Below are 11,689 nucleotides of genomic sequence, written 5' to 3' on the forward strand. Positions count from 1 at the left end.
ACGGATGGCGGGCGCCCTTCGGACGGTGAGACGGGTGCGGCGCGCGCCGCGGCGGGTCAGGACGCCTTGGCGGGTTCCGGTTGCGCTGCCTTCTCGGCGGGAACCGGCACGGCCGCGGCCGGAACCGGAGCGGGGCGGGCGGCCTCGTAGAACTCCTCGCGCGGGTTCTCGATCGCGCCGAGCGAGACGACCTCGCGCTTGAGGAACATGCCGAGCGTCCAGTCGGCGAAGACCCGGATCTTGCGGTTCCAGGTCGGCACGGCCATGCCGTGGTAGCCACGGTGCATGTACCAGGCCAGCCGGCCCTTGACCTTGATCCTGGCCTTGCCGACGACGATCATCGCGACGCCCTTGTGCAGGCCGAGACCGGCGACGGCGCCCTTGTTCGCGTGCTTGTACTCCTGCTGCGGGAAGCCGCGCATCCCGGAGACCACGTTGTCGCCGAGCACCTTCGCCTGGCGCAGCGCGTGCTGGGCGTTCGGCGGGCACCAGGCGCCCTCGCCCGCGGCGAGGTCGGGGATCTGGGCGTTGTCGCCCGCGGCCCAGATGTAGTCGCTGCCCTGCACCTGGAGGGTGGGGGCGGTGTCCACGTGACCGCGCGGGCCCAGCGGCAGACCGAAGCGGGCGAGCGCCGGATTGGGCTTCACGCCGGCCGTCCACACGATGGTGGAGGCGTCGACCTCCAGGCCGTTGGCGAGCACCACGTGCTTGTCGACGCAGGACTTCATCGACGTGCTGAGGTAGACCTCGATGCCGCGCTCGCGCAGGTGCTCAAGGCCCCACGTGCCGAGCTGCGGGCCGACCTCGGGGAGGATCTTGTCCGCCGCGTCCACCAGGATGAAGCGCATGTCCTCGCGCTTCACGTTCGGGTAGTACTTGGCCGCGTCGCGGGCCATGTCCTCGACCTCGCCGATGGTCTCCGCACCCGCGAAGCCGCCGCCGACGAACACGAAGGTCAGCGCCTTGCGGCGGATGTCCTCTTCGGTCGTGGAGTCGGCCTTGTCGAGCTGCTCCAGGACGTGGTTGCGCAGGCCGATGGCCTCCTCCACGCCCTTCATCCCGATACCGTTCTCGGCGAGGCCGGGAATCGGGAAGGTACGGGAGACCGCGCCGAGCGCGACGATCAGGTAGTCGAACGGCAGCTCGTAGGACTCGCCCACGAGCGGCTCGACCGAGGCGACCTTGCGGTCCTGGTCGATGTCGACGACCCGGCCGGTGAGCACCTCGGCCCCGGGCAGGACGCGTCGCAGCGGGACGACGACATGCCGGGGGGAGATGCTGCCGGCGGCAGTCTCAGGAAGGAAGGGCTGATACGTCATGTACGAGCGCGGGTCGACGACTGTGACGGTCGCCTCGCCGTACCGCATCTTCTTCATGATGCGGCGCGCCGCGTACAGGCCGACGTAACCGCCGCCTACTACGAGGATCCGTGGACGCTCCGTGGTGCTCATGGCGACAAGTATTCAGCACGTCCCAGGGGGGTGCTCGTGAGCCCCTTCACAAGGTACTGGACACCCTGTGCTATTCTGCGCGGCTTCATGACCAGGGGCTATCTGACCTGCGCGGACTCCTCCGCACCGCCCGCCGCGGCCACCGCCTCTGAGCAGCGCTGATCGATCACCGCTCATCCGTCGTTCCGACGCCCGTCACACCGCCGAAACACTCCCCCGCCAAGGATTCAGGGGGTTTGACACGCGGTCACCTTGGAAAATTTGGGCCGCGGGGCGGGAACTTCATGTGAAGAGTTTCACAAAGCTTTTCGGAGGAGGTCCCTCCGGCCGGGTCGTCCGACCCCCGCAGAAAGTGCGCCGGCGGTCGCCCCGGGAGGCCCTTCGCCGGGCCTGCGCGGGGTCGCCGGGGGCGTACCGGCGCGCCCTCCGCAGACTCCCCCGGCCGGGTCGGGCCAGGCCCGCAGGCGGCACCTGAAGACATCGCCACAACAGCTCTGACCTGGGCTTTTGTGTCCGAATGGCCTAGCGTTCCCCCTGTCGGAAACACCGGAGAAGAGGGGGCTGGGGTGGAGCGGGACATCAGGTCGGTGGAGGACGTACTGAGGCTGCTGGACAGGCTGTTCGCCGGGGACGCGGACCGGTGGACGGCGGGGGCCGCCGGGTGGTGGGACGGCTTCTACGGGGACCGGGAGCGGGGAGCGCCGTTCTTCGTGGACAAGCCGGACGAGAGCCTGGTGTCCTGCCTGGACCGGGAGTTGGTACGGCCGGGACGGGCGTTGGACCTGGGGTGCGGGCCGGGGCGCAACGCGGTGCTGCTCGCGCGGCGCGGCTTCGCGGTGGACGCCGTCGACCTGTCACCGGCCGCCGTGCGGTGGGCGCGGGAGCGGGCGCGCGAGGCCGGGGCGGAGGGAATCCGGTTCCGTGAAGGGGACGCCTTCGCCCTGGGCGAGGGCGAGTTGAGCGGGCCGTACGACCTGGTCTGCGACTCCGGCTGCTTCCACCATCTGCCGCCGCACCGCAGGATCAGCTATCTGGCACTGCTCGACCGCGTGCTCGCCCCCGGCGGGCATCTCGCGCTGACCTGCTTCGCCGCGGGGGCGATGGGCTCGGAACTGCCCGACGCGGACTTCTACCGGGACGCGCGCCTGCACGGCGGCCTCGGCTACACACCCGAGTCCCTGCGCCGGATCTTCTCCGGCCTGACCGAGGTCGAGCTGCGCCGCATGCGCGACGAGCCGCAGGACTCCCCGCACTTCGGGGAGCCCTTCCTCTGGACGGCCCTGTTCCGACGCGAACAGCTCTAGCGCGCCGACTCCGCCACAGCGTACGCGAGCCCGTCCAGGATGTCGTGCTCGCTGACCACGACCTCCTTCGCGCCCGTGCGCTCCATGATCCGCAGCAGCACCAGGGCGCCCGCGCCGATCACGTCCACGCGGCCCTCGTGCATCACGGGGATCGCGGCGCGCTCGGCGTGGGTGGCGGCCAGCAGCCGCGCGGTGATCTCCGCGACCTGCTCGACGGTGACGCGGGAGTGGTGGATCGCGGCGGAGTCGTACGCGGCCAGGCCGAGCGCGATGCCCGCGACGGTGGTGACGGACCCGGCCAGACCCACGAGCGTACGGGCCCGGTCGAGGGGGACGGCGCGGGCCGCCTCGTCCAGGGCGGCGTCGATGTCGGCGCGGATCGCGGCCACGCGCTCGCCGGGCGGCGGGTCGAGGACCGCGCCGTCCGCCAGCAGGTGCCGTTCGGTCAGGCGGACGCAGCCGATGTCGACCGAGCGGGCGGCGGTGACCGTGTCGTCGCCGAGGACGAACTCGGTGGAGCCGCCGCCGATGTCGACCACCAGATACGGCGTGTCCAGGGCCTCGGCGCCGGTCAGGCCGCGGGTGGCGCCGGTGAAGGAGTAGGCCGCCTCCTGGTCGCCGCTGATCACCTCGGGCTCGACGCCGAGGAGGGAGACGACTCCGCGCACGAAGTCGTCCCGGTTCTCCGCGTCGCGTGACGCGGAGGTCGCCACGAAGCGGACGCGGTCCGCGCTGACGCCGTGCTCCGCGATCACCTCCGCGTACTCGCGGCAGGCCGCGAAGGTCCGCTCCAGCGCCTCGGGGGCCAGCCGCCCGGTGCGGTCCACGCCCTGGCCGAGCCGGACGATCCGCATCCTGCGGTCGAGGTCGGTCAGCGCGCCGGTCGCGGGGTCGACGTCGGCGACGAGCAGCCGGATCGAGTTCGTACCGCAGTCGACGGCCGCCACGCGGACGGTCGTGCCACGCGCCGCGCCGGGCGCCGTACCGGTCCTCACGCGGACTCCTCCGTCTCGGGGGCGGTCCCGGTCCCGGTCTCCGTCGCGGGCGCGACGCACGGGCCCTTCGCCCACCACTCGGGCAGCAGGGCGATGGCCTCGTCGCCGAGCGGGTTCACGCCGGGGCCCGCGGCCAGGGAGTGGCCGACGAGCACGTGCAGGCACTTGACGCGGTCCGGCATGCCGCCCGCGCTGGGGAAGCCCTCCAGAACCTCGATGGCGTCGCGCCGCGCGATGTAGTCCTCGTGGGCCGCGCGGTAGGCCGCGGCCAGCTCCTCGTCCTCGGCGAGCCGGGCGGTCATCGTCTTCATCACGCCGTCGGCCTCCAGCGTGCCGATCGCGGACGCGGCACGCGGACAGGTCAGGTAGTACAGCGTCGGGAAGGGCGTGCCGTCCTCCAGCCGGGGCTGGGTCTCGACCACGTCCGGGTTGCCGCAGGGGCAACGGTGCGCGATGGCGCGCAGGCCGCGCGGCGGGCGGCCGAGCTGCGCCGTGAACGCGGCGACGTCCGCGTCGGTGGGCGGGGTGGGGGCGGTGGGCTCGGGGTGCTTCGTCATGGGCCGTTCTAGGTCGGGGGCGGTACGCGGGGAGCGAGGGGTCAGTGCCGGGGCGCGGCGGCGGCGTCGGCGTCGGCGTGGTCGAGGCTGTCCCACAGATTGTCGTACCAGGGGCGGTGTGCGGCGGCCTCGTTCGTCGTCCGGTGGTCGGCGGCGGCGTCGCCGGTCGGGGCCGGCGCCGCCACGTTGTAGCCGGTCTCGCCGGGCAGGACGAAGTGCAGGTGCTCGCGGGCCTGCGTCCGTACGTACTGCGGGTCCTGCCAGCGCGCCTTCTCCTCGCGGAGCTCCTCGACCCGCTGGCGGGCCTTCTGGGCCTCGCGGCGCTGGTCGGCGATGTCGGAGCGCTGGGCGATGTACTGCCGTGTCGGGTAGGCGAGCGCCACCACGAGGGCGCACAGCACCAGGGCGAGCAGGGCCGCGCGGCCGGTGAGCTTGTTGCGCCGCGGCGGGCGCCGCTTGGCCGCCGCCCGGTACACCCGGGCCTGCGCCTCCTGGCCGATGGCCTTGAGCCGGGCCGAGGTGGAGAACCGATCCGCCCCCACGCCGTGTCTCCCCTCGCTGTCCTCGCACGCCGTCCTCGCACGCCGTCGCGTCCACACGCTGCCGTACGGGCGCGCACGCCAGTACGTCCCCGCCCACGGTACGGGACCGGGTGCGGGGACGTACGGAGGCCGGGGCCTGGATTCAGGCGGCTCAGTGCTTGAAGCGGGGGAACGCCGAGCGACCCGCGTACACGGCGGCGTCGTCCAGGATCTCCTCGATCCGCAGGAGCTGGTTGTACTTGGCGACGCGCTCGGAGCGGGCCGGGGCGCCGGTCTTGATCTGGCCGCAGTTGGTGGCGACGGCCAGGTCGGCGATGGTGACGTCCTCGGTCTCGCCCGAGCGGTGCGACATCATGCACTTGTAGCCGCTGCGCTGGGCCAGCTCGACGGCGTCCAGCGTCTCGGTGAGCGAGCCGATCTGGTTGACCTTCACCAGCAGCGCGTTCGCCGTGTCGTTGTCGATGCCCTTCTGGAGACGCTCGGGGTTGGTGACGAACAGGTCGTCGCCGACGATCTGCACCTTGCTGCCGAGCTTCTCGGTGAGGACCTTCCAGCCCGCCCAGTCGTCCTCGAACAGCGGGTCCTCGATGGAGACCAGCGGGTAGGAGGCGACCAGGTCCTCGTAGTACTCGGTCATCTCGGCGGCCGAGCGCTCCTTGCCCTCGAACTGGTACTTGCCGTCCTTGTAGAACTCGGAGGCGGCGACGTCCAGCGCGAGCGCGATGTCCTGGCCGGGCGCGTACCCGGCCTGCTTGACGGCCTCGATGATCAGGTCGAGCGCCTCACGGTTCGAGCCGAGATTCGGCGCGAAACCGCCCTCGTCGCCGAGGCCGGTGGACAGGCCCTTGGTCTTCAGCACGCCCTTGAGCGTGTGGTAGACCTCGGCGCCCCAGCGCAGCGCCTCGGAGAAGGACTCCGCGCCGACCGGGGCGATCATGAACTCCTGGATGTCGACGTTGGAGTCCGCGTGCGAGCCGCCGTTGAGGATGTTCATCATCGGCACGGGCAGCACATGCGCGTTCGGGCCGCCCAGGTAGCGGAAGAGCGGCAGGTCGGACGCCTCGGAGGCGGCGTGCGCCACGGCGAGCGAGACGCCGAGGATCGCGTTGGCGCCGAGCGAGGACTTGTCGGGCGTGGCGTCCAGGTCGAACATCGCCTGGTCGATCAGCCGCTGCTCGGTGGCGTCGTAGCCGACCAGCTCCGGGCCGATCTGCTCGATGACGGCGAGGACGGCCTTTTCGACGCCCTTGCCCTGGTAGCGGTTCTTGTCGCCGTCACGGAGTTCGAGGGCCTCGAATGCGCCGGTGGAGGCGCCGGACGGGACCGCCGCGCGGCCGGTGCTGCCGTCGTCGAGGCCGACCTCGACCTCGACGGTGGGGTTGCCTCGCGAGTCGAGGATTTCCCGGGCTACGACGACGTCGATGGACGGCACGAGTGTCTCCTTCAGTCCTTCTGAGATGTCTCTGTCTTTTTCGACCCGAGCCTAACCGTCTTCGGTGTCGCGCCCGGTACCGAGCCCGGACCCTGAGACGGAAAAAGGCCCCGGCCGGGCACGCTCGGGGGAGAGTACGTGCCCGGCCGGGGATCAGATCCCGAGGCGTCAGCCCAGGTGCAGGTGCTGGCCCGGGTAGATCAGGTCGGCGTCCTGGACGATGTCCTTGTTCAGGTCGTACAGGTGCTGCCAGCCGCCGGAGACGTGGTGCGCGGTGGCGATCTTGGAGAGCGAGTCGCCGGAGACGACGGTGTACTCGCCGTTGCCCTTGCCGTGGCCCTTGTGGCTCTTGTGGTGGGTGGTGGCCGGTGCGGAGGTCTCGGCCGGAGCCGGGGTGCTCTGCTGCTGCGAGGAGCTGCTGGAGGAGTCCGAGCTGCTGGAGCTGGAGGAGCTGCTGGAGCTGGAGGAACTGCTGGAGGAGCTGGACGACGAGGACGAGGACGGCGACGAGGTGTCGACGTTCGCCGCGGAGCCGCCCGAGGTCAGGTTGCCGGCGCCGGCGCAGGCCCAGGCACCCGGGCCCTGGATGGCGAGCAGCTTCTCGGCGGTGGCGATCTGCTGGTCCTTGGTGGCCAGGTCGGCGCGCGAGGCGTACTGGGTGCCGCCCGCGGCCTCCCAGCTCGACTGCGAGAACTGGAGGCCACCGTAGTAGCCGTTGCCGGTGTTGATGGACCAGTCGCCGCCGGACTCGCACTGGGCGACGGCGTCCCACGTGGAGACGGAGGCGGCGGAGGCGGAGGTGGCTCCGAGGAGCGGTACGGCGATCGCGGTGCCGGTGACACCGGCGAGCGCGGCGATGCGGACGAGCTTGGACGTACGGCGGTGCTTAGCCATGGTTGTTGTCCTCACCGACGCCTGCGAGGTGAGCTGTCGGGTTCGGGCGTGAGTTGCCCGGCCGGATCCGCGACCGCGGATTCCGTGCTTAACCCCGAGCCGGTGCGTTCCGCAGGCTGCGTGCCGTACGAACGTGACCGGCGAAAGACCTTGGGTCCCCCGCTCCTGCCTACGGCGCTTTCGCGTCGGCTGTTCCCGTCGGTCGGCGGCAGGACTCGGCGTTCCTGACCGGCGGGGCCCGCTGTGGCGAGCGATGACGACGCTAAGCACAGGCGCCGGAAAGGACAAACATCCGCGTTCCGCCCGCGCACCGCTCCTGCCCCCGGAGCGGCTTCGGAGAATCGCAGGTCACAGGGGCCGGTTTCAGCGCTCTGCGAGCGGGCGGTCACAGGGGCGGGCGAGAGGCTTGTCACACGGGCCGCGGGGGACGTCATACGGTTCGTCCGGTTTGCCCCCCGCGGTCATGACGGTCGGTCAGGAAGACGCGGAGACCTCAGCCGAGGTCAAGTGTCAGGATCTGACCCGGTTTGATGAGATCCGGGTCCTGGCCGATCACTTTCTGGTTGGCCTCGTAGAGACCGCTCCAGCCGCCCTGGACGTGGTGGCTGGAGGCGATGCCGGCGAGCGAGTCGCCGTACGCGACGGTGTAGTCGTGGCCGCCGTCGGTGCTGTGTCCGGTGCCGCTCGTGCCGCTGGTGCCGTCGGCGTCGTCGTCCGAGCCCGTGCCGGTGTCCGTGCCGCTGGCCGCGCCCGCGTCCGTGACGGCGGTCAGCTCCGTACGGGTCGCCTGGTCGGCCGCGGCCAGTTCGGCGTCGGTGGGCACGTACGGCTTCGCGTGGCGGCCCGTGCCGGGGGACGTGGGGGTGACGGCACCGGGCGAGCCGGGAGTGGTCGGCGAGCCGTCACCGGGCGACGTGGGGGTGACGGGGGCGGTGGGCGCCGTGGGCGTCACCGGGGTGACCGTCGAGCCGTCGGCGGGCCCGGTGGGCGTGTCCGTCGCGGGCGCGGTCGGGAGGGTCGTCGGCAGCGACGGGTCGGTGTTCGATCCGCCGGTGCTGCCGGAGCCGCCGGTCGTGGCGTCGCCGGAGGGCGTGGCCGAGGCGGACGGCGCCGGGGTGGTGGGCGTGGCCGCGGGCGCGCCGCCCGCCACGGGCGGCGTCACGGCGTCCAGCAGCCCCGTACCGTCCTCGCAGCCGGGCCAGGCGTTCGGCCCGAGGTCGGCGAGCATGTGCTCGGCGACGGCGATCTGTTCCGTCCTGGACGCGAGGTCGGGGCGTGGCGCGTACGCCTGGCCGCCGTAGGCGTTCCAGGTGTCCTGGGTGATCGCCAGGCCGCCGTAGAAGCCGTTGCTCGGGTCGGCGCTCCACAGGCCGCCGGTCTCGCATATCGCGACTTTGTCCCACGTGCTGGAGTCCGCGGCGTGCGCGGCCCCCGCGCCGAGGAGCGGGAGTGCGATCCCCGCGCCGGTCGCCGCGACGGTCACCATGGCCGCCGGGGCCTGTCGCGGTCGGCGGTGCCGGCCGTTCCCGGACGAGAGCATGCGGTCGCCTTTCTCGTAAGCCTGACGCGCCGGAGCGCGGTGCGTGACGTCCGCCGCGTCTGGCGCGAGCCGTCGGCGAGAGGTGGCCGTCCGTACGCACCGTGCCCGTACGAGCGACCGCGCTTCTCGCGTTGACCGCAGAACGTAGCGGTGTTGGCCAACGGATCACAAGTCGGTGTAGCGATCATCACGTCGCGATCACGACCGTGACGCGGCGTCACTTCTGTTGCGCGGCCTCGGCGGTGAACGACACCGGCAGCGTACGCAGTCCGCGCATGATCAGTCCGCCGCGCCAGCGCAATTCGGCCGGATCCGCCGCGAGCCGCAGGTCGGGGAGGCGGGTGAGAAGGGACGCGAGCGCCGTCCTGGCTTCCAGCCGGGCCAGCGGGGCGCCCAGGCAGTAGTGGATGCCGTGCCCGTAACCGAGGTGGGGATTGTCACGCCGGGCCAGATCGACGGTATCGGGCGCGTTGAAGCGCGCGGGGTCGCGATCGGCCGCCGCGAGTACCACCAGTACGGGGTCGCCCGCCGCGATCGACTGGCCGCCGAGGCTCAGCTCGCTGGTCGCGTAGCGCCAGGTGGCCAGCTCCACCGGGCCGTCGTAGCGCAGCAGTTCCTCCACCGCGGTCTCCAGCAGGCCGGTCTCGCCCGCGGCCAGCGACTCCTGGAGGCGGGCGCGCTGCTCCGGGTGGCGGAGCAAGGTGTGCACCCCGTTGCCGATGAGATTCACGGTCGTCTCAAAACCGGCAAAAAGCAGGATAAAAGCCATGGCGGCGGCCTCGTTCTCCGTCAGGTGCTCGCCGTGGTCGCTCGCCCGGATCAGACCGGAGATCAGATCCTCGCCCGGTTCCGCTCTCTTACGGTGGATCAGCTCGACCAGATACGCGCGCATCCGCTTCACCGACCGCGCCACTCCGCCGCGCGGGCCGCCGCCGTGCCGGATCATCATCCCCGCCCAGTCCCGGAAGTCGTCCTGGTCCTGCAGCGGCACGCCGAGCAGGTCGCAGATCGCGTAGATCGGCAGCGGGAAGGCGAAGTCGTGGATGAGGTCCGCCTCGCCGCTCGGCGCGAAGCCGTCGATGAAACGGTCCGTCAGCTCCTGCACCCGCGGCCCGAACTCCGCCACCCTGCGCGGTGTGAACGCCTTCGACACCAGGCGGCGCAGCCGCGTGTGGTCCGGCGGATCGATGTTCAGCAGATGCGTCATCAGATCCGCGCCGCGCTCCCCCGGAATCCCGGTCTTCCCCTTCGCCCCCGCCGACTCCGCGTGGTGCACCGGATTCTTGCTCAGCCGCCCCTCCGCCAGCGCCTCCCGCGCGTCCCCGTACCGCGTCACCAGCCACGCCTCCACCCCGCTGGGCAACGTCGTCCGCCGCACCGGCGCGTGCTCCCGCAGCCACGCGTAGGCGGGGTAGGGGTCGGTGGCGAATTCCCACGTGAAGAGGGCGGGGCCGCCATCGGCGGGGGCGGGATCGGGATCGGCGGGGGCGGGATCGGCGGGCGAGTCGGTCATGCACCGACGCTATCCGGCCCCGGCCGGGTTCCCGGCACGTCGAGGGGTTCACCCGTTCGGCTGATGGATCTTCGTTCGCCGCGGGTACCCTGGCTGTACGCGCCAGACTCCGTCGCATGGGAGCGCCGAACGGCCCGGTGGCCGAAGACGAACGAGACGTGGCCGGCACCTGGCCGAAGCCGCCGCCCGGCGGCTGGACCGCCGACGACCTCGACCGTATTCCGGGCCTCCCTCCGCACACCGAGCTGATCGACGGAGGACTGTTCTTCGTGAGCCCGCAGACCTACTTCCGCATGGCCACCTCGCGCCTGCTGGGCAGGGTCCTGGAGGACCAGGTGCCCGATCACCTTGAGGCCGTTCGCGAAATGACGGTCACCCTGACCGAGCAGGTCCGACTGGAACCCGACCTGATGGTGGTGCCGTACAGCGCGACAACCGGGCCGGCGCAGACGTCGTACGACCCCGCCGACATCCTGCTGGCCGTCGAGATCGTCTCGCCCGACTCCGTGGAGCGGGACCGCGACGTCAAGCCCCGCAGGTACGCGGCGGCCGGTATCCGCCACTTCTGGCGGGTGGAGGAGAACGACGGCCTCCCGGTGGTCTACGTCTACGAGCTGGACCCCGGCACGAATACCTACGCGGTCAGCGGTATCCATCACGACCAGCTCAAACTGACCGTCCCCTTCTCACTTGCCGTCGATCTCACCACCGGTGGCCGCAGGCCGTCGCAGCAGCCGGAAGCGGGAACGTCACAGGCTCCCTGACACCGTGGACGCCAGGGCGTCGCGGCTGAGGCGGTCGGAGTGGCGGGTGGTTTCGGGGAGACGGTAGGCGGGGGCGAGGGTCAGGGTGTGGGCGCAGGCGGTGGCGAGGTCGATGCCGTGGCCGGTGGAGACGTAGACGGGCTTGACGCCGGTCCGGGTGCGCAGGGCGCGGCCGACGGTTTCGCCGCCGTCGAGGAGGTCGGCGTACGCGCCGCGCTCCGGGGCGAGGGCGTCGGGGTCGTAGCGGCCGACGAACGGGGTCTTGGCGACTCCGGCGGTCGGCAGCCCGGTCAGCACGCCCAGGTGGCAGGCGAGGCCGAAGCGGCGGGGGTGGGACAGGCCGTGCCCGTCGCAGAGCAGCAGGTCGGGGGTGGCCCGCAGGGTTCGCAACGCCTTGACGAGGACGGGCAGTTCGCGGAAGGCGAAGAGTCCGGGCACGTACGGGAAGGTCGTGGTCGCGGTGGCCGTGGCGCGCTCGACCACGTCGAGCGTCGCGGTGTCGATGACGACCACCGCCGCCGCGACGAGGTCCCCGGTGCCGCGCCCGTCGCCCGCGTAGGCGACGTCGAGCCCGGCGACCAGGCGGGGCGCGGCCGGTCCGGGGCCGCGGTGGTCCGCCAGCGGGCGCAGCCGGTCCTGGAGCGCCAGCGCCTCCGCCTCGTCGGCAGGCCACGCGTGGGGTACGTCGACGCGCATC

11 protein-coding genes and 1 riboswitch are annotated in these 11,689 nt (G+C 72.0%); of the genes, 2 read left to right on the forward strand and 9 right to left on the reverse strand.

Annotation, left to right across the window (positions count from 1 at the left end):
• Window positions 1–56: 56 nt before the first annotated feature.
• On the reverse strand, window positions 57–1,451 hold the full coding sequence (locus tag BGM09_RS33395; protein ID WP_188285484.1) for an NAD(P)/FAD-dependent oxidoreductase: 1,395 nt from the start codon (window positions 1,449–1,451) through the stop codon (window positions 57–59).
• 566 nt (window positions 1,452–2,017) lie between these two features.
• Here BGM09_RS33395 and BGM09_RS33400 point away from each other — a divergent pair.
• On the forward strand, window positions 2,018–2,755 hold the full coding sequence (locus BGM09_RS33400; protein ID WP_188285485.1) for a class I SAM-dependent methyltransferase: 738 nt from the start codon (window positions 2,018–2,020) through the stop codon (window positions 2,753–2,755).
• Here BGM09_RS33400 and BGM09_RS33405 read toward each other — a convergent pair.
• The 7 genes from BGM09_RS33405 to BGM09_RS33435 form a co-directional block, all read right to left on the reverse strand.
• On the reverse strand, window positions 2,752–3,750 hold the full coding sequence (locus tag BGM09_RS33405; RefSeq protein WP_188285486.1) for a Ppx/GppA phosphatase family protein: 999 nt from the start codon (window positions 3,748–3,750) through the stop codon (window positions 2,752–2,754). The genes BGM09_RS33400 and BGM09_RS33405 overlap by 4 nt on opposite strands.
• Window positions 3,747–4,307 (reverse strand): DUF501 domain-containing protein, encoded by a 561-nt coding sequence (locus BGM09_RS33410; RefSeq protein ID WP_188285487.1) that lies wholly within the window; start codon window positions 4,305–4,307, stop codon window positions 3,747–3,749. The genes BGM09_RS33405 and BGM09_RS33410 overlap by 4 nt, the downstream gene beginning before the upstream one ends.
• A gap of 41 nt (window positions 4,308–4,348) precedes the next feature.
• The gene (locus BGM09_RS33415; RefSeq protein ID WP_188285488.1) at window positions 4,349–4,849 is read right to left on the reverse strand and encodes an FtsB family cell division protein; all 501 of its coding nucleotides are present in this window, start codon (window positions 4,847–4,849) and stop codon (window positions 4,349–4,351) included.
• Window positions 4,850–5,000: 151 nt separating this feature from the next.
• Window positions 5,001–6,281: a phosphopyruvate hydratase gene (gene eno, locus BGM09_RS33420; protein ID WP_188285489.1), complete on the reverse strand. Its 1,281-nt coding sequence runs from the start codon at window positions 6,279–6,281 to the stop codon at window positions 5,001–5,003.
• Between the two features lie 168 nt (window positions 6,282–6,449).
• On the reverse strand, window positions 6,450–7,175 hold the full coding sequence (locus BGM09_RS33425) for a transglycosylase family protein (protein ID WP_188285490.1): 726 nt from the start codon (window positions 7,173–7,175) through the stop codon (window positions 6,450–6,452).
• Between the two features lie 3 nt (window positions 7,176–7,178).
• Window positions 7,179–7,362: riboswitch (cyclic di-AMP (ydaO/yuaA leader) on the reverse strand.
• A gap of 306 nt (window positions 7,363–7,668) precedes the next feature.
• Window positions 7,669–8,715 (reverse strand): transglycosylase family protein, encoded by a 1,047-nt coding sequence (locus tag BGM09_RS39050; RefSeq protein ID WP_188285491.1) that lies wholly within the window; start codon window positions 8,713–8,715, stop codon window positions 7,669–7,671.
• A gap of 217 nt (window positions 8,716–8,932) precedes the next feature.
• The gene (locus BGM09_RS33435; RefSeq protein WP_188285492.1) at window positions 8,933–10,228 is read right to left on the reverse strand and encodes a cytochrome P450 family protein; all 1,296 of its coding nucleotides are present in this window, start codon (window positions 10,226–10,228) and stop codon (window positions 8,933–8,935) included.
• 116 nt (window positions 10,229–10,344) lie between these two features.
• On the opposite strand from BGM09_RS33435, the gene BGM09_RS33440 reads away from it, so the two are divergent.
• The gene (locus BGM09_RS33440; RefSeq protein ID WP_188285493.1) at window positions 10,345–10,992 is read left to right on the forward strand and encodes a Uma2 family endonuclease; all 648 of its coding nucleotides are present in this window, start codon (window positions 10,345–10,347) and stop codon (window positions 10,990–10,992) included.
• Here the strand turns inward: BGM09_RS33440 and BGM09_RS33445 are convergent.
• On the reverse strand, window positions 10,978–11,688 hold the full coding sequence (locus BGM09_RS33445; RefSeq protein ID WP_188285494.1) for an endonuclease V: 711 nt from the start codon (window positions 11,686–11,688) through the stop codon (window positions 10,978–10,980). The two genes, BGM09_RS33440 and BGM09_RS33445, sit on opposite strands and share 15 nt — an antisense overlap.
• Window position 11,689 lies beyond the last annotated feature (1 nt).

Origin of the sequence: Streptomyces sp. CBMA29 (assembly GCF_014596445.1) — a bacterium.
GTDB lineage: Bacteria > Actinomycetota > Actinomycetes > Streptomycetales > Streptomycetaceae > Actinacidiphila.